Source organism: Enterobacter cloacae complex sp. FDA-CDC-AR_0164 (genome assembly GCF_003071645.1).
GTDB lineage: Bacteria > Pseudomonadota > Gammaproteobacteria > Enterobacterales > Enterobacteriaceae > Enterobacter > Enterobacter ludwigii.
Window position 1 is genome coordinate 3478769 of record NZ_CP028950.1, and the last position, 22502, is coordinate 3501270.

At 56.4% G+C, this 22502-nt stretch carries 19 protein-coding genes; all 19 read left to right on the forward strand.

All coding sequences use genetic code 11. From position 1 onward, the window contains the following. Positions 1–15: 15 nt before the first annotated feature. Positions 16–1254 (forward strand): DotU family type VI secretion system protein, encoded by a 1239-nt coding sequence (locus tag AM410_RS17190; protein ID WP_020883455.1) that lies wholly within the window; start codon positions 16–18, stop codon positions 1252–1254. A gap of 2 nt (positions 1255–1256) precedes the next feature. Next, the gene (tssM, locus tag AM410_RS17195; protein WP_108648168.1) at positions 1257–4877 is read left to right on the forward strand and encodes a type VI secretion system membrane subunit TssM; all 3621 of its coding nucleotides are present in this window, start codon (positions 1257–1259) and stop codon (positions 4875–4877) included. A 16-nt stretch (positions 4878–4893) separates the two neighbouring features. After that, positions 4894–5610 (forward strand): type VI secretion system-associated protein TagF, encoded by a 717-nt coding sequence (tagF, locus tag AM410_RS17200; RefSeq protein WP_020883457.1) that lies wholly within the window; start codon positions 4894–4896, stop codon positions 5608–5610. Between the two features lie 11 nt (positions 5611–5621). Continuing rightward, positions 5622–6638, forward strand: coding sequence for a type VI secretion system protein TssA (gene tssA / locus AM410_RS17205; protein WP_020883458.1), 1017 nt, complete (start codon positions 5622–5624; stop codon positions 6636–6638). A gap of 75 nt (positions 6639–6713) precedes the next feature. Continuing rightward, entirely contained in the window at positions 6714–7238 is a 525-nt protein-coding gene (gene tssB, locus AM410_RS17210) for a type VI secretion system contractile sheath small subunit (protein ID WP_008502644.1), read from the forward strand. A gap of 3 nt (positions 7239–7241) precedes the next feature. Further along, positions 7242–8741, forward strand: a complete 1500-nt coding sequence (gene tssC, locus AM410_RS17215; protein WP_014170549.1) for a type VI secretion system contractile sheath large subunit — start codon at positions 7242–7244, stop codon at positions 8739–8741. Between the two features lie 65 nt (positions 8742–8806). Continuing rightward, a complete protein-coding gene (locus AM410_RS17220) occupies positions 8807–9313 on the forward strand; it encodes a type VI secretion system amidase effector protein Tae4 (RefSeq protein ID WP_063858476.1) in 507 nt (168 codons plus the stop codon). Continuing rightward, positions 9310–9735, forward strand: a complete 426-nt coding sequence (locus tag AM410_RS17225) for a T6SS amidase immunity protein Tai4 family protein (protein ID WP_044868590.1) — start codon at positions 9310–9312, stop codon at positions 9733–9735. The genes AM410_RS17220 and AM410_RS17225 overlap by 4 nt, the downstream gene beginning before the upstream one ends. 180 nt (positions 9736–9915) lie before the next feature. Further along, positions 9916–10398 (forward strand): Hcp family type VI secretion system effector, encoded by a 483-nt coding sequence (locus AM410_RS17230; RefSeq protein ID WP_014884229.1) that lies wholly within the window; start codon positions 9916–9918, stop codon positions 10396–10398. A gap of 71 nt (positions 10399–10469) precedes the next feature. Next, positions 10470–11459, forward strand: a complete 990-nt coding sequence (locus tag AM410_RS17235; RefSeq protein ID WP_108648169.1) for a hypothetical protein — start codon at positions 10470–10472, stop codon at positions 11457–11459. Next, a complete protein-coding gene (locus tag AM410_RS17240) occupies positions 11453–11869 on the forward strand; it encodes a hypothetical protein (protein ID WP_032680802.1) in 417 nt (138 codons plus the stop codon). The genes AM410_RS17235 and AM410_RS17240 overlap by 7 nt, the downstream gene beginning before the upstream one ends. Positions 11870–11958: 89 nt before the next feature. Next, a complete protein-coding gene (gene tagH, locus AM410_RS17245) occupies positions 11959–13743 on the forward strand; it encodes a type VI secretion system-associated FHA domain protein TagH (protein ID WP_108648170.1) in 1785 nt (594 codons plus the stop codon). After that, positions 13740–14537, forward strand: coding sequence for a PP2C family protein-serine/threonine phosphatase (locus AM410_RS17250; protein WP_014170545.1), 798 nt, complete (start codon positions 13740–13742; stop codon positions 14535–14537). Before tagH ends, AM410_RS17250 begins: the two co-directional genes overlap by 4 nt. Before the next feature lie 16 nt (positions 14538–14553). Next, positions 14554–15540, forward strand: coding sequence for a hypothetical protein (locus tag AM410_RS17255; RefSeq protein WP_020883465.1), 987 nt, complete (start codon positions 14554–14556; stop codon positions 15538–15540). A gap of 9 nt (positions 15541–15549) precedes the next feature. Beyond that, entirely contained in the window at positions 15550–16362 is an 813-nt protein-coding gene (locus tag AM410_RS17260; RefSeq protein WP_108648171.1) for a type VI secretion system accessory protein TagJ, read from the forward strand. Next, positions 16355–16918, forward strand: coding sequence for a type VI secretion system baseplate subunit TssE (tssE, locus tag AM410_RS17265; RefSeq protein WP_010432861.1), 564 nt, complete (start codon positions 16355–16357; stop codon positions 16916–16918). Before AM410_RS17260 ends, tssE begins: the two co-directional genes overlap by 8 nt. 2 nt (positions 16919–16920) lie before the next feature. Further along, positions 16921–18792, forward strand: coding sequence for a type VI secretion system baseplate subunit TssF (tssF, locus tag AM410_RS17270; RefSeq protein WP_047744816.1), 1872 nt, complete (start codon positions 16921–16923; stop codon positions 18790–18792). Next, entirely contained in the window at positions 18789–19832 is a 1044-nt protein-coding gene (tssG, locus tag AM410_RS17275; protein ID WP_108648172.1) for a type VI secretion system baseplate subunit TssG, read from the forward strand. The genes tssF and tssG overlap by 4 nt, the downstream gene beginning before the upstream one ends. Positions 19833–19866: 34 nt before the next feature. Next, on the forward strand, positions 19867–22482 hold the full coding sequence (gene tssH, locus AM410_RS17280) for a type VI secretion system ATPase TssH (protein ID WP_047356830.1): 2616 nt from the start codon (positions 19867–19869) through the stop codon (positions 22480–22482). The last annotated feature ends 20 nt before the right edge of the window (positions 22483–22502 follow it).

Sequence of the window (22502 nt, forward strand, 5' to 3'; positions counted from 1 at the left end):
AAGCGAGCGCTTAATATGCAGGAACGACAGGATACCGGCAGTGATGCCGCGTTTACCGGAGCCAGTAGCAACAATCAGCTGGTGGCGGCCGCCAATCCGCTGCTCAATGCGATTCCGCAAATCCGTCATTCGGTATCACATGACGATCAGGTGGCGTTGCGCCAGCGCCTGATCGATGAGATCCGCCGGTTCGAAGTGCGCTGTCAGCAGGCCGGTCTGGCCTATGAGGTGATCGTCGGGGCACGTTACTGCCTCTGTACGGCACTTGATGAGGCCGCCGCGCTTACCCCCTGGGGCAGCAGCGGCGTCTGGTCCAGCAATGGTCTGCTGGTGACGTTTCATAATGAAACCTGGGGCGGCGAAAAGTTCTTCCAGCTGCTGGCGCGTCTGTCGCAAAACCCGCGCGAACATATTCTGCTGCTGGAGATGATCAACTACTGCCTGCTGCTCGGCTTCGAGGGGCGCTATCGGGTGCTGGATAATGGCCGCACCCAGCTTGAAACCATCAAGCAACGGCTGTGGCAGATGATTCGCGGCGTGCGTGGCAGTTACCCGCCACAGCTCTCTCCGCATCCGGAAGATCGTCCGGTACTGCGCAAGCTATGGCGACCCATGGTACCTCTGTGGGCCTGCGTGGCGCTGGCCGGGTTTATCGCCTGCCTGTTCTATATCGTGCTTAACTGGCGGCTTGGCGATAACACCAACCCGGTATTAGCAAAAATTTATCAGTCACAGCTTCCCGAAACGACTATCCAGCAACCTGCCCGCCAGCTGCCTGCGGTGCTGAACCTGCGTGGTTTCCTGAAGCCGGAAATAGAAGCCGGTCTGGTTGCGGTAAAAGATGAAGCGGACCGTAGCGTGGTGATCCTGAAAGGGGACGGCCTGTTTGCTTCCGCCTCAACCGTGGTACGTGACCGTTATGAGCCTGTAATAAACCGTATTGCACAGGCCATGAATAACGTCAGCGGTAAAATTCTGGTGGTGGGCTACAGCGACAACGTGCCAATTCGCAGCGCGCGCTTTGCCTCTAACTATGAACTGTCGCTGGAACGTGCCCGGTCAGTTCAGAAAATGCTGCAGGGAAGCCTCTCTCAACCTGAACGTGTGAAAGCGGAAGGCCGCGGCGAGATTAATCCAGTGGCACCTAACAATACGCCGGAAAACCGTGCCCGTAACCGCCGGGTGGAAATTACTCTGCTGGTGTCGCCTGAAAATACCCAGGCTGAGCTGAACGGATTGCCGCAAGGAAACTAAGGATGCTGACTACTCTTCTTTCCATTTTGACCAATCGCATTCTGTGGAGCTTCCTGGGCGTCACTGCGCTTGCGGCGGTTATCTGGATGATTGGCCCATTGTTGTCCATCGTGGACACCCGACCGCTCGAATCTGAACAGAACCGCATCATCAGTATTGCGGTGGTTTATCTGCTCTGGGCGCAGGGCCACATTCTGCCGCGGCTGTACAATGCCTGGCTGAACCGCAAGCTGATGGACAAACTCAATGAGAACACCACCAGCCCGGAAGCAGCGGATCCGCAGAAGCGACTGAACAGCGAGGAGCAGATCCTCGCCAGCCGTTTTGACGAAGCCGCACAGATGCTGAAAAAAGCGCACTTCAGCAAAGCGGGACAGGGTGCCCAGTGGACGCAGCGCTTTAGCACGCAATATTTGTATCAACTGCCGTGGTACGTCATCATCGGCGCGCCGGGCAGCGGTAAAACCACGGCGCTGGTCAATTCCGGACTGCAATTCCCGCTGGCCGACCGTTTCGGTAAGACCGCGCTGCGCGGGATCGGCGGCACGCGTAACTGCGACTGGTGGTTCACCAACGAAGCCGTACTGCTGGACACCGCGGGTCGCTATACCACCCAGGAGAGCGAACAGGTTCAGGACGCCGGTGAATGGCTTGAGTTTATGGGGTTACTGCGTAAGTATCGCCGTCGCCAGCCGATCAACGGTGTGATTATTACCATCAGCATTTCTGACCTGCTGACGCTCTCGCCTGAAGAGTCACGCCAGCAGGCGGTCAACCTGCGCCAGCGTCTCTCTGAGCTGCATGAGCAACTGGGTATTCGCTTCCCGGTGTATGTCATGGTGACCAAAGCTGACCTGCTTAAAGGCTTCCGTGCCTGGTTTGCCGATTACGACAAAGCGCAGCGCGACCAGATCTGGGGCTTCACGCTGCCGTGGGAGCAAACCAAACACGCTGATTACGACCTGATGGGTAACTTCCAGCAGGAATTTTCCCTCTTACAGCAGCGCCTGGATGCCGGACTGCCGGAAACTCTGCTGCAGGAGCATGACGCAAAAGCGCGCGCGGAAGCGTATCTCTTCCCGCAGGAGTTTGCCGCACTGCGTCCGCTGCTGGCTGACTACCTGAGCACGGTCTTTGCCCGCTCTAACTTTGAAACCGAATTCTCCCCGCGCGGGATCTATTTCGCCAGTGGTACCCAGGAAGGCATGCCGTTTGACCGGGTGATGGGCGAACTTAACCGTGCGCTCTCCTTGCCGGAAGGTGAAGAGGGAAATCGCTGGGATTCCGTCAGCAAAGAGGCTCCGATCCCGGGGGCGAAAGGGCAGAGCTTCTTCATCAAGAACCTGCTGCAAAACGTCATTTTCCAGGAAGCCGGCATCGCCGGGGAAAACCGCTGGTGGGAACTGCGTAACCGCGCCGTCATTTGGTCCGGCTATGCGGCGCTGCTGGCCCTACTGGTGATCCTCGGTGGACTGTGGCTGACCAGCTATGCCAGAAACAAGGCTTATCTGGAAGAGGTGGACGCAAAGGTGCCGCTGCTGGATCAGCAGAGCAAGGCGCTGCAGAATCAGCCTCAGCGCGATCTGTTTGACCTTCTGCCCTTGCTGAATGGCCTGGTCGATCTGCCGAAAAGTGACGCGTTTGATGTTAACGATCCGCCTGTCTCACGCCGTGTGGGGCTCTATCGTGGCGATGACGTCAGCGATGCATCGCAGTCTCTGTACCAGAAAGCGCTGGACCAGATGCTGCTCCCTGCCGTGGCGATGCACATCACCACCTGGCTGCGCAACGATAACGGCAGCGATGTGGAATACAGCTATGAAGCGCTGAAGGCCTACCAGATGCTCTATCAGCCGAAGCACTACGACGGCAAATTCCTGCACTCCTGGGTAATGCTTAATCTGCAGCGTAACCTGCCGCAGAACGTGACTCAGGCGCAGCTTCAGCAGCTTGAGTGGCACCTGACACAGCTGCTTGAGCCGAAAATTCAGGCCTCGCCGTACGCGCAGGATGAATCCCTGGTCGCGCGTGAAAGGGCGCTAATCAACCAGCAGCCGCTTTCCACCCGGGTGTATGGTCGTCTGAAGCGTCTGCTGGAGCATGATGAAAACCTGAAACCGGTATCGCTCTCCGACCTGGGCGGTCCGCAGAGCGAGCTGGTGTTTTCACGCAAAAGCGGCAAGCCGGTGAGTGAAGGCGTACCGGGTCTTTATACTCCGGACGGTTACTGGAAAAGCTTCAATGGCCAGATTGACAGCGTCACCACTGCTCTGCATGAAGACGATGCGTGGGTGCTGGGGGCGACCTCAGCCCAGGAAGATAAACAGCAGATCGATAACGCCGTGCGTCAGCTCTACATGCGCGACTTTATCGCCAACTGGGATCGCTTCCTCGCCGACATTCAGCTTAATAACAGCGCCGATCTCTCCCAGCGTATCAATACCGCGCGTCTGCTCTCCGGGGCAAACTCGCCGCTGCGCCGTCTGGTGCTGAACCTGAGCCAGGTCCTGACGCTTTCACGCAATGCGCCAGCCCCGGATGATGCCGGTAAAGCGCAAGCGCAAAGCAACCGTGCCACCCGCACGCTCGAAGCGTTATTCAGTAATAATGACAATGCCCCGACGCAGGCCGCGGTGGTCACTCAGGCACCTGAACAGCTGGTAACCGATCACTATGCTCCAATGATTGAGCTGGCGCAGCCGCTGGAGAAGGGCGGGAAGACCATCGTCTTTGATGATTTTCTCAAGCAGGTCGATGAACTTTACCGCTACCTGACTGCCGTTCAGGACGCGGCCAACAGCGGCATGCCTGCTCCGGGAGGCGAGGCGATTAGCCGTCTGCAGGCCAGTGCCGGTCGTCTGCCGGGCGGTCTGCAAACCATGTTCAGCAATATGGCGGTGGGGGCCAGCAGTGATACCCAGCGTCGCGACCTCGAAAACGTGCGTAAGCGGATCAACGTCGAAGTCGGCGGTTTCTGCCGTCAGGCAATCGCTGGCCGTTACCCGCTGGTGCGCAGCGCCAGTACGGAGGCCACGCCGGACGATCTCGCGCGCATGTTTGCGCCAGGCACCGGGCTGATGGACACCTTCTTTCGTGACAACCTGACCAATAAAGTCGATACCACGCAGGCGAACTGGCGCTTTATGCCGGGCATTGATGGAAAAACGCTGCCCGGAAGTGAAGGGCTCCTGAGACCGTTCCAGCAGGCGCAGTCCATTCGCGATGCTTTCTTTGCTAACGGTGCCACCACGCCATCTTACAAAGTGACGGTGCGCACCGTCAGAATGGATAACACAATCCTTAACCTGACGCTGGATGTTGACGGTCAACTGCTGCGCTACAGCCACGGTCCACAGGCTGTGCAGATCATGAACTGGCCGGGGCCGGGCGGGACTAACCAGGTGCGTATGCAGCTGGGTCTGGCTAACGGCAGCACGGCTACGCTGGTGACTAACGGTTCCTGGGCGCTGAACCGCTTTTTCGATAAAGCGCGTACCAGCCCGGGGGCGGGAAGTCTGAGTCGCCAGGCGACCTTCAACGTAGACGGACATCAGGTTACGCTGGAATTTGCGCCAAACAGTATTCGTAACCCGTTCCAGCTTCCCCGTTTCTCATGCCCATAACCGCAAGGACAGCCGTATGACGAATACCCCTGCGATGAACCGCTACAGCTGGTATGGCAAACTGCCCAGCGCCGGAGATTTTTTGCAGCGTCGCTTTCCTGACACCCTGCAACGCCAGTGGTCGCACTGGTTCCAGGTCGGCCTGCTGGCCTGGCAGCAGGAAGAGCAGCGCAGCGGTGAGCGCCCGTTTAACAAAGCGCCGGTCTGGAATTTTGTCGTACCGCCGATGCTGGGCAGCCAGATGATTCAGATGGGCTGCCTGCTGCCGGGACGTGACAGCGTTGGTCGACAATATCCGGTCTGCATTCAGCTCAGCTTTGCCCCCGCGGACTGGTCATCACGTCTGCTCAGTCAGGCTGAAAGCTGGTATCAGCAGATTGGCCGTCTGGGCCTGCATGCGGTACGTAACAGTTTTTCGGCCTCACAGCTCGATGACATGCTGATGTCCATTCCGGCACCGCAGCCCGTCGAGCCGCAAAAGCGCTCAGATATTCTCGATGTGATTGGTTATGACGAAGACGGCCAGAGCACGCTGGGCTGGCCTCAGGCAGCAGAGTGCTTTGACCCGCTTCGCCAGACCAGCTACTGGTGGACCAACCGCTGCGACGGCTACCCGCTCTACACCCATGTTCACAGTGGCAACTTCACCGGGCAGCTCTTTACGCTGCTGTTCGACCCGGCAGGTGGCGCCCGCCCGGGCCGTCACGGTCTCTATCCGCCCATGTTTGAATAAGCAGGGATCTTATGAATATCGAAGAATTTCTCGCGCCAATAAGCCCCGACAAGCCCTGTGGCGAAAACCTGGAGTATGACGCTGATTTCCAGCTCATGAATCAGGCCAGCCAGGGCAAAGCAGAGCAGCAGTTTGGCGACACCATCATTCCGGCAGAACCTGCTGACTGGAATACGGTGGAAAAATTCGCCACCAGCCTGCTGAGCCGCACCAAAGATCTGCGCGTCATGCTGGCGTTAACGCATGCATGGACACGTCGCCGCGGCCTTGCGGGCTATGCCGACGGGCTGTTACTGGTGCAGGAAGCGATCACGCGTTACTGGGAGCCGCTCTATCCGCTGCTGGAAGAGTATGGCGAAACCGACCCGTTTTACCGCATTAACGCCCTGGCCGGGCTGAGTGATAAGTCTGACCTGACCGTCGCCGTGCGTAACGCCTCACTGCTGCGATCAAATGGCGATGAAATTTCACTTCGCGACGCTCAGGCACTGCTGGATGGCAGTAAAACCGAATGTCCGGATTACCCCGGTGGCCGTCCAAGACTGATTGACGAGCTGGCCCGCGGCGATCAGCCGGGCACGTCGGCGGTGATAGTGATTAACGAACGGCTGCTGGCCATTCGCGAGTTGCTCACCGGCCATCTTGGTGAAAGCGGCGTTCCGGAGATGGAACAGCTGCTGAAAACCGTCGGGCTGGTCGCCAGCGCCTGTCAGGTGACCGACATCAGCAAGCTGCTGCCCAACCGGGAGGCACAGGCTGAGCTCAGCGCTGAACCTCAACCGGCGGTCGCACAACCCGTTCAGCAGGTTACAGACTGGCGCAGCGTGCAGGTCACCAGCCGCGCCGATGCACAGCTGATGCTGGAGAAAGCCAAACAGTATTTTGCGCAGTACGAACCGAGCCACCCCGCACCGTTGATGATTGAACGGGTGCAGCGGCTGTCAGAACTTAACTTTATGGACATTATTCGCGACCTGGCGCCAGACGGCGTTAACCAACTGGAAAACATCTTTGGACGCCGCGAATAACGCGTCCTGGCATTATGACGACAGGCATGGAGCCTGCCGTTTCACCTTCACCGCGCATCTTTGATGGAGAACATCATGGCAATGAGTAACAGTGGGCAGAAATTCATCGCACGTAACCGTGCCCCCCGCGTGCAGATCGAGTACGACGTAGAGATCTACGGTGCAGAACGTAAAATTCAGCTGCCGTTTGTGATGGGCGTCATGGCCGATCTGGTCGGTAAACCGGTGGAAAACCTGCCGGCAGTCGACGAGCGTAAATTCCTCGAAATCGACATTGATAACTTTGACGAGCGCATGAAAGCGCTGAAACCTCGCGTGGCGTTCCAGGTGGATAACACGCTGACCGGCGAAGGTAAGCTCAACGTTGATCTCACCTTCGACAGCATGGACGACTTCCTGCCGGACGCGGTAGCCCGCAAGGTTGAACCGTTGAACAAGCTGCTGGAAGCACGTACTCAACTCTCCAACCTGCTGACCTATATGGATGGCAAAAACGGCGCGGAAGAGCTGATCGCTAAAATTCTGCAGGATCCGACGCTGCTCAAATCTCTGAGCCAGTTGCCGAAAAATGACGAAAGCGCGAAAGGTAGCGAGGAATAATCGATGAGCAACCAGACTCAACAACACGAGCAGCAGAGTGGTCAGGCGTTCAGCCAGGATGAATTCAGCGCGCTGCTGAACAAAGAGTTCCGCCCGAAAACCGATCAGGCGCGCTCCGCGGTGGAAAGTGCGGTAAAAACGCTGGCGCAGCAGGCGCTGGAAAATACCGTTACCTTCTCCAGTGACACCTACCGCACCATTCAGAACCTGATTGCCGGTATCGACGAGCAGCTGTCTCAGCAGGTGAACCAGATTATTCACCATGAAGAGTTCCAGAAGCTGGAGAGCGCCTGGCGCGGTTTGAGCTACCTGGTGAACAACACTGAAACCGACGAGATGCTGAAGATCCGCTTTATGAGCATCTCCAAGCAGGAGCTGGGTCGTACCCTGAAACGCTTTAAGGGCGTGGGCTGGGACCAGAGCCCAATCTTCAAGAAAATCTACGAGCAGGAGTACGGTCAGTTTGGTGGCGAGCCGTTTGGCTGCATCGTCGGCGACTACTACTTCGACCACAGTCCGCAGGACGTTGAACTGCTGGGCGAGATGGCGCGTATCGGCTCGGCGGCACACTGTCCGTTTATCACCGGTACCGCACCGGGCGTGATGCAGATGGAGTCCTGGCAGGAACTCGCGAACCCGCGCGACCTGACCAAAATCTTCCAGAACACCGAGTATGCCGCGTGGCGTTCACTGCGTGAATCCGAAGATGCACGCTACCTTGGCCTGGTGATGCCGCGCTTCCTGTCGCGCCTGCCGTACGGTATTCGCACTAACCCGGTCGACAGCTTCGATTTCGAAGAGCAGACCGATGGCGCGAACCACAACAGCTACTCCTGGGCGAACGCCGCGTATGCCATGGCTGCCAACATCAACCGCTCCTTTAAAGAGTACGGCTGGTGCACTTCAATCCGCGGCGTGGAGTCCGGCGGGGCGGTTGAAAACCTGCCGTGTCATACCTTCCCGAGCGACGACGGCGGCGTGGACATGAAATGCCCGACCGAGATCGCCATCAGCGATCGTCGTGAAGCCGAGCTGGCGAAGAACGGCTTTATGCCGCTGGTTCACCGCAAAAACTCTGACTTTGCCGCCTTCATCGGCGCGCAGTCTCTGCAGAAACCGGCCGAGTACCACGACCCGGATGCGACCGCTAACGCGCGTCTGGCATCCCGTCTGCCGTACCTGTTCGCCTGCTGCCGCTTTGCCCACTACCTGAAGTGCATCGTGCGCGACAAAATTGGCTCCTTCCGTGAACGTGAAGAGATGGAACGCTGGCTGAACGACTGGGTGATGAACTATGTGGACGGCGACCCGGCTAACTCCTCACAGGAGACCAAGTCCCGTAAACCGCTGGCGGCTGCCGAAGTGCAGGTGCAGGAAATTGAAGATAACCCGGGCTACTACGCCGCGAAATTCTTCCTGCGTCCACACTACCAGCTGGAAGGTCTGACCGTTTCTCTGCGTCTGGTTTCTAAACTTCCGTCACTGAAGACGAAAGATGCGTGATGATGATTGCCGCCGGGAGGCCTTACCCGGCGCCTGCTTTATAGCATGGAAATGTGAGAGGAAATATGACCGCGAGACCTTCGTTTGTTGCTGCCTGGGCGGCGGCAACACGTATTTACGATGCAAATGATTCTATCGGCAAAGTTAAGCAAATTATCGGCGGCAAGGTTAAGCACAACTTCGAAATACCGCAAGATCAGGGTGGGTGGTCAAATAGTTGTGCCGTACGCATGAGTTATGTTCTGAACTATACCGGGCATCCCGTCCCGCGTATTGCAAATCTCACGGTATCCGGTGCTGATAATAAATGGTACTTCTATCGGGTAAAGGATGTTATTGCCTGGTTGACGCGTCAGTGGGGTAAACCTGACATGGTCGTGAGTTTTCCTTCCTTACCCGTTCAACAATTAGCCAACAAAAAGGGCGTAATTCTGTTTGAGGTACAGGGCTGGAGTGACGCCGCAGGTCATGCCACATTCTGGAATGGTTTAACCTGTTCGGATCATTGTTATTTCAATGCACCGGAGACGAATTACACGACGACCAAAGCCAATTTTTGGGAGTTGCCATGAAAAAAATAATTGCCAGTCTACTGTTGCTCACCAGTTCCGCCTCTGTTTATGCAACTGACGATCCGGTGATGTTTGTCAAAAAAATGCCTTATAAGCAAGTTGTTAAAGACGTTGTTTTTTCTCGCTGTCTGGCTCAAGTTTCAGATGATAAAAGCCAGTTTTCTCTGGATGCAGCCCGTAGCAGTAGTGCATTACTGGAATGGGTGCCTTTCGATATTGAAAATGGCAATGATAAAATTAATGCCCTTATTGATAAATATAAAGGCGCAACCAATGCCTTTCATTCTGAGATAAAACCCGATGTCAAAGGCGTAACGTTAAACTGTCTACGTCTTTATCATAGTGACGAACTTAATAAACTTGTACCTCAATTAATTATCGGTAATCCTGACCGTACCTGGCTTCAGGATAATCCGCAGTAGTAAAGACTTCACATTCTTTCCTTTCATTCAGGGGGAATGTCAAGACTGTCAAATGACACGGGTCATTTGATATGAGGCAGAGGTAAAATATGGACGGTTTTATTCAGCCCCATGCTTTCCTGTTTGCCATATAAGTGCTTTTTCGAAAGCAATATTGTTCATCCACGAAGAGTAGATATTATGGCTATTGATATGTTTCTGAAGGTCGAGGGTGTTACGGGCGAATCTAAAGATTCTAACCACACCGGCTGGACTGATATTACCTCCTTCTCCTGGGGCGCTTCCCAGCCAGGTAATATGAGTGTTGGTGGCGGCGGCGGTGCCGGTAAAGTTAACTTTAACGATCTGCACGTTAACGCTCTGATCGACAAATCCACTACAGCAATTCTCAAACACTGCGCAAGCGGTAAGCACCTGACTAAAGTTGAACTGTCCGTGTGCAAAGCGGGTGGTCAGCAAGTTGAATATACCCGCATCACGCTCGAAGATGTGCTGGTAACTTCTGTTCAGTACACCGGTGCAGACAACGGCGACACCGTTGGTGTGACCTATGCATTCCAGGCTGCGAAAGTGAAACAGCAGTACTGGGAGCAGACCACTGCTGGTGGTAAAGGTGCTGAAAGCAGCGCTGGCTGGAACATCAAAGAAAACAAAGAAGCGTAATTGCGTACGTGGCCAGGGGAGTTTTTCCCTGGCCCTACGTATTAGTCAAAACTTTGCAAAGAGATCGAGTAATGAGCGTAAAATCAATGGTTGCACCTGGGTATTGTATTGTTCAGCAGCCCGGGACGTTGGATTTTCAGGCGAGGCTTCTGTTTAATAATCCTAATAGCGATGCAGCGCGTCATTTTATGCAAATTAATAGCGATACTCAATGGTCCAAACCTGGTCAAATGTTAATTGTCAATGATCCAGGAAACAATAATGCAGTGCAACTTAAACAACTGCAAATCGCAAAACAGAAGGTTAATAGTTCTCTGGCGGATCTTAATACAGGTGAGGCTAATTTCCTCTCTCAGCACTATGGCACAATTGCCGCAGTCACAAACTTTATGGATAAGTCCCTTGGTGTGGTTTCTGATGCGGGTGACAAATACTTCAGTGAAATCGAAAAAAAATTAAAATCCATTGAGTTGGCCTATCAAAATCAGTACAGAACGCAAGGGACATTAATAGGGCAACAGTTTTTTGTTGAGCGTCAACGATTGTTCTCTGAGTTAGATGTTTTATTAAATAAACTTTCCAGATTAACTCTTAAAATGAAACCTTATAATGAACTCAGACATGCATTAGGTTTATCGAGCAGATCAATTGTGCATGAATGGAGCACTGCCGGTGTTGGTTCTATTCGGGGTTATTCAACATACATTGATAATGCTTCAAAGGCCGCTCGTTATCTTAAAATGGGGGGATGGCTTGCAATAGGCTTTGCAGGTGCAAATACGACCAATGAAGTTTACAATGCGTGTACCGTTGGACGAGAGCAGAGTTGCTCAAAAGTTGCTGTAAAAAAATACAGTAGCTTTGGTGCAGGTCTTGCTGGTGGCATTTACGGTGGCAAATATGGTGCCATAGCCGGGGCGGGAGTTTGCGTTGCGCTGGGAGTTGCAACTGGCGGTGTAGGTTTGCTCGCATGCTCTATTGTCGGTGCGGCTGCGGGTGGATACGCTGGTAGCGAAATAGCAGGTGGAGCAACAGAGTATATGATGGATAAATTATGGTAAATCTCGAGAATTTACTTTTATTGCTTACTGTGGGTTTGTTTCTCGTTGTTGTAATTATGGATCTGTTTAGTTCTCGTTATTTTAAAAAACACGAGGCTGACTATAATCAGCTCCTTTCTGACTACAGACGCAAAGGTTATGATCTCGATCTGGTAACAAATTACGCTTCTTTTTTTGGATCACTGGCAAATTATCAAAAAATAATCTGGTTTATTCGTCTTCATAAGGGCGTGAAGATGAAGTTTACTCGCGACAGGCTGGTGCAGGAAGAAGCTTATAAATATATTCAATCATTACCAGATGAAAAAATTGCCTGGATGCTAAAACTGCATCGTCGTTATAAAGTGCAGGCATTAATATTTACTCTATGGCTCATTGTTGGATTATTTTTTGTAAATTTCATTAAATAGTTTTGTTGATATTCTCTTCCTCAAACGCCGCCGTTCTCGCCCCGAGAGCGGCAGCGTTTGAGCGCTAATCATACCAGCAGGAATACGCCATGCGATTCACGATTATTTCTACAAAACCCGGTCATCAGCCGCCGCAGAGCAGCTGTGATTTTTATGCCCCGGGCGGCACCATTGGGCGCGGTACGGATAACAATCTGGTATTGCCGGACAATGACCGCACCATCTCGCGTTTGCAGGCCATTGTTCACGTTGACGCCCAGGGCGAATGCCGCGTCACTAACCGTGGCAGCGTCACCCGCGTGGTATTGAATGACATTCCGCTTGAGCGCGGGCGTCAGGTTGAGCTGCAGGATGGGGACATTCTCGGTATTGATGATTACCGTATCGAAGTGACCGAACTGATTCATGATACGCAGCCAGTCAGCCGCATGGCGGCGACCATGCAGCAGCAGGCGCGTCCAGCCGCGGCCCCAGCGGCAGCCCCGCAGCCGAAGCCTGCGAGCGCCGCCCCGCGCGGGAAGGCGGAACCGACTGCTGTGCCGTCGGAAATCTGGGATAGCCTGATGCAGGAGTTCTCTATCTCCGACAGCATTTCCAGTTCTCGGGCGAAGCCGCAGCCGGCAGCGTCGCACGATCCGTTCTCCCAGCCTGTCGCACCTGAGCGTAACGCTGAAGATCCGCTGGCGATGTTCAATGACAGCGATCCGAAGCTTGAGCGTAAGAACGTGGATCCGGATACGCTGTTCAGTGACGAAGCGTTGTTCAAAAAAGAGAGCATTTTTGACGACGTCACCCCGTCTACGCTGGTGCCGCCCAATGAAGCTAAACCTGCGCAGCCACAAGAAGAGCAGACGGATGAACTCGATCCGCTGGCACTGTTTGGCGGTAGTGCCAGCGCACCTGCCGCACGAAATGATGACCCCCTCGGGTTGATGGGCGGGGCACCGTTAACCCATCCGGATGAGATTGTCGGCGATAAGCCAGAGACCGTCGTTGAGCCAGAACTGACGCCAGAGCCGCAAGCAGAACAGGAAGAGGACGTCCTTGCCGCTTCTCCGCTGTTTGCTCCTGAGCCGCAGGTGCCGCCGCGCGCGGAAGAAGAAGAGCCGGCGCGACCGGATTATGCCGGCTTCACCATGCCAACCCCGCAGGCCGTGGCGCGCAGTAATGCCCTGGCACCTAAAGGGCGTTTGCGTATTGACCCGGTCAAAAACGCGGCGTCGCCAGCAGCCCATAATGGCGAAAAGGGTGAAGTACTGCAGGGCGAATTACTTGAGGCACTGCTGGAAGGGATGGGGCTCAGCGAAATGCAGCCCGTCCCGCAGTTTGACCGTGAAAATATGCGTCAGCTGGGGCAAATTCTGGGCATGTTCTCTCAGGGCACCGTGGCGCTGCTTTCTTCGCGCTCCATTCTCAAGCGCGGCGTAAAAGCCGATATGACCATGGTACTTGATGATGCCAACAACCCGTTCAAACTGTTGCCGACCGGGAAAACCGTTCTGATCCAGATGTTCGGTACGCCAATGCCGGGCTTTATGCCGCCGACAAAATCCGTGCGTGACGCGCTGATCGATCTGCAGGCGCATCAGCTGGGTATGATCTCCGGTATCCGCGCCATCATTGCCGCCATGCTGCAATCCTTCAACCCGGAACAGCTGGAAGAGCAGGCGAAGCAGAACGGGATGACCTCCCGACTGGCGCTACCGGGCAGTCGCAAAGCCGCACTGTGGGACTACTTTGTCCGCAGCTATGGTGAAACGGCAGGCGAGATTGAGGATGACTTCCACACCCTGTTTGGCGAAGCCTTCCTTCATGCTTATGACATGGAGGTAAATCAGTACAAAGACTCACAGAGCGGATCGGAAGAAAAATGAATATCGCAACGGCTTCTCTCTCCCGCCAGGGGACGCGCGCCAGCAACCAGGATCAGACGGGAGAAACCATAGGGGAACGTTCAGCCTGCTTTGTCGTCTGTGATGGTATCGCTGGTCTGCCGGGCGGTGAGGTGGCCGCTGAACTGGCCCGCAACAGTATTATCTCCCGCTTCGATGGCGACAAGCACCTGAACGCGCAGCATATTCGCGACTATGTGCAAACGGCGAATCGCACCATTCTCAGCGAACAGCAGGCGGTTCAGGATTATCGTCGAATGGGCACCACGCTGGTCAGTCTGTTTATCGACAGAGATTACCGGCTGGCCTACTGGGCACATGCCGGGGACAGCCGCCTGTATCTGTTTCGCCGGGGCTGGCTGTGGCATGTCACCACCGATCACAGCCTGGTTCAGCAGATGAAAGATGCAGGGCACGACACCGATAACCTCAACAGCAATCTGCTCTATCTGGCGCTGGGTATTGAAAACGGTGGGCCAGAAGCGAGCTACAGCGATGTGGTGCAGGTCGAAGACGGAGATGCATTTCTACTCTGTACAGACGGTTTCTGGCACGGCGTCAGCGAAGAACAGATGAAACAGTCGCTGCACATGGTTAACACGCCACAAGAGTGGCTGACCTTAATGAACCAAATCATCCAAAAGAATGGCGAACAGGAGGGGAATGCTCAGGATAACTATACCGCCCTGGCGGTATGGATGGGCAACCCTCAGGACACCACTTTGCTGCATACGCTTTCTGACGCAGCACAATTTCTTCCCTGCGGAACTGATTAGACACACAAGGAACGATATGAAACTTTGGCTATCGGGTTTAGCACTTCTGGCGGTGGCGTCCACCGCGCAGGCTGAGAATTTCCGCATCGTGCAGTCTCCTGCGCAGAAGCTGGATATCTGGATTGATAACATCAAAGACAACACCCCACAGAGCTGGTGTAAGTCAGAGATTGCGCTGCGTATCGTGGCGAACGGCAACAAAGACGTCTCGGTTCTGGAGAACTTTGTCCCGCGTCTGGGCTCGCTGCTGGAACACCAGTGCAGCAAAGTCAGTAAACTGAGCTGGACGCTGAACGATCCGTCCGGGACGACGCTGGCGCAGGGGACAGCAGGCAAAGCGCAGGACTGGGCGCTGGTGGTAAAACAGCAGCAGACTGCGCCAGTGAGTACTCCGGCCAGCGGTGCGTTGCTGCCGCCGGACCAGAACGCGGAAACTCACACGGTTGCTGCCGATCGCACGCCGTGGCAGGAATTTACCCTTCAGGACGGCTGCCATCTGCGTACCTTCTGGGAAGGGGGCTCGTCTGCTCCGGCGCTCTTTATTCCGGATTCAGACACCACCCGCTGCGGAAACGGGAGCTGGCTGAGTGGTCACACGGTTATCTCCCAGTCCCGTAATGGTGGACAAAAAGAGATACCGGTGACCTACATTCACGGCTTCCCGGTCATGGGACTGAATCAAAGTGCCGACCCGGAAAACGCGCTGATCACCTCCGTCAACAAAGAGCGCATGGTTTTCAGCACCTCCAACAGCGACCAGAGCTGGATGATCCTGCCTTACGACAGCAGCCTCAACGGCTGGAAAAGCAACGGCACGGTGGCCGTGGAGATTTCACGTGAGACCGCCAGCGACGATGCAAAACTGCAGGCGCGTATCGCCGCGGTGAAAAAAATCTGGGGCGCCTGGGTTACCCCTGGCACAACGCTCAATATCGTTCTGATTGACACCCTGCGCCCTCAGCTGCGCGATCCGGCAGTCGGCGCCTGGCGCGCGGCAAACTAAGGAATGGCTATGAATACGCTCTATCAACACCTGGCGGGTGAATCGCTGAGTGACGCGCTGGTGCGTCTTGAAGCTGAGATCAAAGTCCGTCCGGCCGATGCCGATCTCCGCGCCGCGTTTGTGCAGTTTTTGACCCTCAGTGGTAACTGGACGCGTGCCCTGACTCAGCTGAAGAGCTGGCTGGCACTTAAGCCCCAGGCTAAACCAACCGTTACCCTGCTGGAGCAGTCCATCCAGGGGGAGCTGCAGCGCGCGCAGGTGATGGCGGGGCAGACTCGTCCTGCCATGCCTGAAACGCAGTGGCCATGGCTTACCACGCTTGCCGCCGCGCTTAATGACGCGGGAGAGCGTGCTCAGGCGCTGCGTCTGGAAGCCCTTGAGCAGGCGCAGGCAACGGCGGGTCAAATCACGCTTGAGAATGACGAGACGCAGGCATTCGCATGGCTGATGGACGGCGATGCTCGTCTGGGGCCCGTGTGTGAAACCATCGTCAACGGCCGTTATTTCTGGCTGCCGTTTAACGCCATCGCCGAGATCCGTTTCCAGGCGCCTGCCAGCGTGACTGACCTGGTGTGGCGTCATGCGCTGGTGCGCCTGACGGACGGTACCGAACAGGTTTGCCAGATCCCGGCGCGCTATCCTTTCGCAGCGGATGCGTCTGACGCGGTTAAGCTCGCGCGCACCACCGAATGGCTGCCGCTCGACAATGACGGCACGCTGTATGAAGGTATGGGGCAGAAAGCCTGGCTTAGCGAGCAAAGCGAAAGCCCATTGCTGTCGTTGAACCTGGTGACGTTTGCTGCGGATGGAGCCCATGAGTAATCCCGCTGGCGAAGGCGATCTGCTGCGCAGCGGCTGGCAAGCCCGCAGCAAGCAGGAGAAGGTGGGGGCGCGCGATAAAATGCAGCCCTCGCTGCTGGATCGCCTCACCGATAACGATCCGGAAAAAAAACGCGAGTCCGCCAACAGTAATCTGATTACCCACGCCGCCCTGCGCCGCAACGTCCTGCGGGATCTGCAGTGGTTGTTTAACACCATCAACCATGACGCATCCGGTGACCTGAGCGCGTTGCCGCATGTGAACCGCTCGGTGGTTAATTTTGGCGTCGCGCCGCTGGCCGGGAAAAGAATGTCAGACATTGAATGGCACGACATTCAGCGCAAGCTTACCGAGGCCATCATTAACTTCGAACCGCGTATTTTGCCGCAGGGACTGCAGGTCCGCTGCGTGTCAGACACCTCGTCACTGGATCTGCACAACGTGTTGTCCATTGAGATAAAAGGGCGTCTGTGGTGTGTGCCGTACCCGCTGGAGTTTCTGTTTCGCACCGATGTCGATCTGGAAAACGGCCATTTTGAACTGAAAGATGCGGGGTGATCATGGAAAGTAAACTGCTCGAATATTACAACCGTGAACTGGCCTATCTGCGTGAAATGGGCGCTGAATTTGCCGAGCGCTATCCCAAAGTTGCGGGTCGACTGGGCATGCGCGGCATCGAAGTGGCGGATCCGTATACAGAACGCCTGATGGAGGGGTTCGCGTTCCTGACCTCCCGCGTGCAAATGAAAATGGATGCGGAGTTCCCGCGCTTCTCCCAGCGTTTGCTGGAAATGATTGCGCCAAACTATCTCGCGCCAACCCCCTCAATGGCGATTGCTGAAATCCAGCCCGACAGCACGCGTGGCGATCTGAGCAACGGTTTTAAGGTGCCGCGCGGCACCATGATGGACAGCCTGGCGCTGAAAAAAACCGGGGTCACCTGCAGCTACACCACGGCGCATGAAGTTAATCTGCTGCCGCTGAAAATCGATAAGGTCGAGCTGGGCGGTGTGCCTGCCGATCTGCCGCTGGCGCAGCTGGGCCTGAGCCAGCGGGGGATCAACAGCGCGTTACGGATCCGCATTGCCTGTGATGGCCCGCAGCATCTTGGGCATCTGGATTTTGACCGTCTGGAGTTTTTCCTTAGCGGCCCGGATATTGAAGCGCTCAAGCTGCTTGAGCTGGTCATGGAGCACCACGCCGGGATTGTCTGCCAGACCGTCAGCAAGCACCCGCAGCGACAGCTGCTCTCTGCGGATGCCTTGCGACAGGAAGGGTTTGAGCCGGACCAGGCGCTGCTTCCGGACGACCTGCGCAACTTTGACGGCTATCGTCTGCTGCAGGAATACTTTGCGTTTCCGGCACGGTTCCGCTTTATCAGCCTCAGCGGTCTGGGCAAGCTTATCCAGCGCTGTGAAAATGAAAAAGCGTTCGATATTTTCATCCTGCTGGATAAAAGCGATGAGCAGCTGGAGCGGGTGGTTGATGCCAGCCATCTGGCGATGCATTGCACGCCGGTGATCAACCTTTTCCCGAAAGTGGCGGCGCGGCAGAAGCTGAGCGAGAGCCAGCATGAATATCATCTGGTGGTGGATAACATCCGTCCCCTGGATTATGAAATTTATGCGGTAAACAAAATCTTCGGCAGTGCCGACGGCCAGCGTGATGACCAGACATTCCGTCCTTTCTGGAGCACCTGGAGCGGTGATGCGGGCAACTACGGCGCCTATTTTTCCCTGCGCCGCGAGCAGCGAGTGCTGTCTGAACATGCCCTGCGCTACGGCACCCGCACCGGTTATATCGGCTCCGAAGTCTTTGTTTCGCTGGTGGATGAACAGCATGCACCCTGGCAGGAAAATCTGCGCTATATCTCCGCGGAAGTATTGTGCACCAGCCGCGACCTGCCGCTGATGCTTCAGCAGGAGCTCGGACAGTTCATCATGGCCGATTCCATGCCGGTGAAATCCCTGACCCTGCGAAAAGGCCCAACGCCGCCACGCCCGGCTCTGGCCGAAGGGTTTAGCACCTGGCGATTGATCAGCCAGCTGCAGATGAACTATCTCAGCCTGATGGACAGCGAAAACGAAGAGGGTGCCGCCGCCCTGCGTCAGCTGTTAGGGCTGTATGCTAACCTGGCGGAGACGCCGGTTGCGCGTCAGGTTGAGGGCGTTCGCCACTGCGTGCTGGTGCCAGTTCACCGTCGCGTCCCGGAGCCGGGTCCGGTGGTCTTTGCGCGCGGGATCGGCATTACTCTGACGGTGGATGAGCGTGCGTTTTCCGGCGCCAGCCCCTGGCTTTTCGGCAGCGTGCTGGAACGCCTGTTTGCCCGTCTGGTGTCCATCAACAGCTTTACTGAATTCACGCTGAAGAGTCAGCAGCGCGGTGAGATTGGCTATTGGGCACCGCGCATGGGGAAAAGGGCACTACTATGAGCGAAGTCGCCTCCGCGCCGCTGCGTGTCCATCGCCTGACGCCGTTGCCGGACGCTTTCTGGCGCGGCGTTCGTGAGACGCCGTGGCGCTACGATCTGTTCCAGCTATTAAGACGCATTGATGCCCAGGGCGGTGAACGTTATCCGCTGGGGCGCGCGCCGCTGCCGAAATTTGAACCGTTACGTATCGGTCAGCAGCCATCGATGAGCTTTGCGCCGTCAACCCTCGCGCAGGTGCGCCAGCGTGAAGAGAACGGGCTGCACGAGGTGTCTATCCTCAGCTTTGGTCTGTTTGGTCCAAATGGCCCGCTGCCCGTCCATATGACAGAGTACGCCCGCGAGCGTATTCATCATCATCAGGATACCAGCCTGAGCGCGTTTGCCGACCTGTTCCATCATCGCCTGACGCTGTTGTTTTACCGTGCCTGGGCTGATGCGCAGCCCGCCGTCTCTCTTGACCGCGCGGACAATAAACGCTTTGAGGGGTATCTGGCATCCTTGATCGGCATGGGCCAGCCGGGGCAGATGACCAAAGGCAGCCTGAGCGCACATGCCCGTTTTACTCATGCCGGACACCTGACCCGTCACGCCCGGGATCCGGAAGGGCTGGAGAAGATCCTGCGCAACTATTTTAACGCCCCGGTAAAACTGGTCGCGAACGTGGCGCAGTGGATGCCGCTTTCGCCGCGGGAACAGGCGCAGTTGGGTGAAGGGCGTCGACTGCCGCGGATGGGAGAATCCGCTTTTCTCGGCGTTGCGGTGCGCGACGTCCAGCACAAGTTTCGTATCGAAATCGGCCCACTGAGCGCGGAAGAGTACAACCGCTTCCTGCCAGGCGAAGCGTGGGTCACTGAACTGCGCGACTGGGTACGCCAGTACGCAGGGGTGGAATTTGAATGGGAAACTCGGGTTATTCTGCGCGCCGACGCGGTGCAGGGTGCCTCGCTCGGTAGCGCCGGGCGGTTAGGTTACAACACCTGGCTGGGCCTTCAGCCTCAGCCTGTCCCACGTGGCGATCTGGTGTATCGCGCAGAGCGATAATTTTTCTAACGCATTGTTATCAACGGAACCGAACATGTCAGAAATCAGCCGTGCCGTGCTTTTCGGCAAACTGGATACGCTGTTATTTACCTCACTGGAAAGCGCCACCGCGTTCTGCAAGCTGCGCGGCAACCCCTATGTTGAGCTGGTGCACTGGCTGCATCAGCTGATGCAGCAGCAGGATGGCGATCTGCAACAGGTGATTCGTCATTTTGCCCTCGATGAACAGCAGCTGACGCGCGATATCGTGGCCGCACTGGATGCGCTGCCACGTGGCGCGAGTTCTGTTTCCGATCTGTCAGAACATATCGACAGCGCCGTGGAGCGCGCGTGGGTGTTTGGCTCGCTGAAGTATGGCGTCAGCCGTATTCGCGGCGGACATTTGCTGATTGGCATCCTGAAAACCTGGAATCTGGCTAACGTGCTGAAAAGCATCTCGGCGCAGTTCACCCGCCTAAACGTCGACGTGCTGATCGAGCAGTTTGATGCGATTTGCGCTCAGAGCAAAGAGACGCAGCAGGCGGCCGCTGCCGCGGATACGCCAGCCGGTACGGTGCCTGCCGCACAGGGTACGTTGGCCCAGTATGGTCAGGACCTGACCGCGCGCGCCCGTGAAGGGAAGATTGACCCGGTTGTCGGGCGCGATGAAGAGATCCGCCAGATGGTCGATATTCTGATGCGCCGTCGCCAGAATAACCCGCTGCTGACCGGGGAAGCTGGCGTTGGCAAAACGGCGGTGGTGGAAGGGCTGGCGCTGCGTATCGCCGAAGGCGACGTGCCGGCACCGCTGCAGAATATTCAGCTTTGGCTGCTGGATATCGGCATGCTGCAGGCCGGCGCAGGCATGAAAGGCGAGTTCGAGGCGCGTCTACAGGCCCTGATTAATGAAGTGCAGTCCAGCGCTACGCCAGTCATTCTGTTTATCGATGAGATCCACACCCTGATTGGCGCAGGCGGCCAGCAGGGTACCGGTGATGCCGCTAACCTGCTCAAGCCGGCTCTGGCGCGCGGGCAACTGCGCACCATCGGTGCCACCACGTGGGCGGAATACAAAAAATACATCGAGAAAGACCCGGCGCTGACCCGTCGTTTCCAGACGGTACAGGTTCACGAGCCGGACGAAGCCAAAGCCATTCTGATGCTGCGCAGCACCGTGTCACCGCTGGAGACGCATCACCAGGTACTGCTTCTCGACGAAGCGGTCAGCGCGGCGGTCAAGCTTTCACATCGTTATATTCCGGCACGCCAGTTGCCGGATAAAGCCGTTGCGCTGCTTGATACTGCCTGTGCCCGCGTGGCGGTCAGCCAGAGCGCGCCACCGGCACAGCTGGAAGATTGCCTGCGCCATCTCGCGGCCCTGGATGTGGAGATCGAGATTGCCGGACGCGAAGCGCGCGTGGGCGCCGGCGATCCGGAGCGCGTCGCAGCCTTGACCGCCGAGCGCGATACATACGAAACAAAGCGCGAAGCCCTGACCCAGCGCTGGGAAGAGGAACGTGCTCTTGTGACTGAAATCATCCGCCTGCGTGCCGCGCTGTTTGCCGCGGGTGATGACGAGACCGGCGAACTGCGCAGCGCGCTTAACGCGCAGCAGCAGGCGCTCAACGCTTTACAGGGCGACGAGCCGCTGCTGTTTGCGGCGGTGGATGAAAACGTGGTGGCGGCGGTGGTCTCTGACTGGACCGGTATCCCGCTGGGCCGGATGGTGAAAAACGAGATTGATGCGGTGCTCAACCTGGCTGATACCCTCAACCAGCGCGTCATCGGCCAGCGTCACGGCCTGGATCTGATTGCCCGTCGCGTGAAAACCTCGCGGGCAAAACTCGACGATCCGAACAAACCTGTTGGCGTATTTATGCTCTGTGGCCCGTCCGGCGTGGGGAAAACGGAAACCGCACTGGCGCTGGCGGAGTCGCTTTATGGTGGTGAGCAGAACGTTATCACCATCAACATGAGTGAATTCCAGGAAGCCCACACCGTTTCGACCTTAAAAGGTGCGCCTCCAGGATACGTGGGTTATGGTGAAGGCGGGGTGTTAACCGAGGCCGTTCGCCGTCGCCCGTACAGCGTGGTCTTGCTGGACGAAATTGAAAAAGCGCACCCGGATGTACATGAAATCTTCTTCCAGGTCTTCGATAAAGGCTGGATGGAAGATGGCGAGGGCCGCCATATTGATTTCCGTAACACCATCATTATTCTGACGTCCAACGTCGGCACCGATCTGATCAGCGCCATGTGTGCCGATCCGGAACTGATGCCTGAGCCTGAGGCGTTAAGCGGCGCGTTGCGTCAGCCGCTGTTGGAGGTCTTCCCGCCGGCGCTGCTGGGCCGTCTGCTGGTGGTGCCGTATTATCCACTGAGCGACGAGATGCTGGGGCAGATTGTCCGCCTGCAGCTCAAACGCATTCAGCGTCGTCTGCAAGAGAATCACAATATTATTTCCGAGTTTGATGACAGCGTGGTGGAACAAATTGTTCAGCGCTGTACCGAGGTGGAGTCTGGCGGCCGCATGGTGGACGCTATTCTGACAAACACCTTGCTGCCTCAGATGAGCCAGATATTACTTACCGCCAGCCGCAGCGATGAGCAGTACCGACGTCTGCACGTCACCTGTGAGCAGGGCGAGTTTCACTGTCAGTTTGCCGCGTAATAATCATCAAGAGAACTGTA

Coding starts and splice junctions, on each gene's coding strand:
- AM410_RS17190 (WP_020883455.1), top strand. CDS start 16: ATGCAGGAACGACAGGATACCGGCAGTGATGCCGCGTTTACCGGAGCC.
- tssM (WP_108648168.1), top strand. CDS start 1,257: ATGCTGACTACTCTTCTTTCCATTTTGACCAATCGCATTCTGTGGAGC.
- tagF (WP_020883457.1), top strand. CDS start 4,894: ATGACGAATACCCCTGCGATGAACCGCTACAGCTGGTATGGCAAACTG.
- tssA (WP_020883458.1), top strand. CDS start 5,622: ATGAATATCGAAGAATTTCTCGCGCCAATAAGCCCCGACAAGCCCTGT.
- tssB (WP_008502644.1), top strand. CDS start 6,714: ATGGCAATGAGTAACAGTGGGCAGAAATTCATCGCACGTAACCGTGCC.
- tssC (WP_014170549.1), top strand. CDS start 7,242: ATGAGCAACCAGACTCAACAACACGAGCAGCAGAGTGGTCAGGCGTTC.
- AM410_RS17220 (WP_063858476.1), top strand. CDS start 8,807: ATGACCGCGAGACCTTCGTTTGTTGCTGCCTGGGCGGCGGCAACACGT.
- AM410_RS17225 (WP_044868590.1), top strand. CDS start 9,310: ATGAAAAAAATAATTGCCAGTCTACTGTTGCTCACCAGTTCCGCCTCT.
- AM410_RS17230 (WP_014884229.1), top strand. CDS start 9,916: ATGGCTATTGATATGTTTCTGAAGGTCGAGGGTGTTACGGGCGAATCT.
- AM410_RS17235 (WP_108648169.1), top strand. CDS start 10,470: ATGAGCGTAAAATCAATGGTTGCACCTGGGTATTGTATTGTTCAGCAG.
- AM410_RS17240 (WP_032680802.1), top strand. CDS start 11,453: ATGGTAAATCTCGAGAATTTACTTTTATTGCTTACTGTGGGTTTGTTT.
- tagH (WP_108648170.1), top strand. CDS start 11,959: ATGCGATTCACGATTATTTCTACAAAACCCGGTCATCAGCCGCCGCAG.
- AM410_RS17250 (WP_014170545.1), top strand. CDS start 13,740: ATGAATATCGCAACGGCTTCTCTCTCCCGCCAGGGGACGCGCGCCAGC.
- AM410_RS17255 (WP_020883465.1), top strand. CDS start 14,554: ATGAAACTTTGGCTATCGGGTTTAGCACTTCTGGCGGTGGCGTCCACC.
- AM410_RS17260 (WP_108648171.1), top strand. CDS start 15,550: ATGAATACGCTCTATCAACACCTGGCGGGTGAATCGCTGAGTGACGCG.
- tssE (WP_010432861.1), top strand. CDS start 16,355: ATGAGTAATCCCGCTGGCGAAGGCGATCTGCTGCGCAGCGGCTGGCAA.
- tssF (WP_047744816.1), top strand. CDS start 16,921: ATGGAAAGTAAACTGCTCGAATATTACAACCGTGAACTGGCCTATCTG.
- tssG (WP_108648172.1), top strand. CDS start 18,789: ATGAGCGAAGTCGCCTCCGCGCCGCTGCGTGTCCATCGCCTGACGCCG.
- tssH (WP_047356830.1), top strand. CDS start 19,867: ATGTCAGAAATCAGCCGTGCCGTGCTTTTCGGCAAACTGGATACGCTG.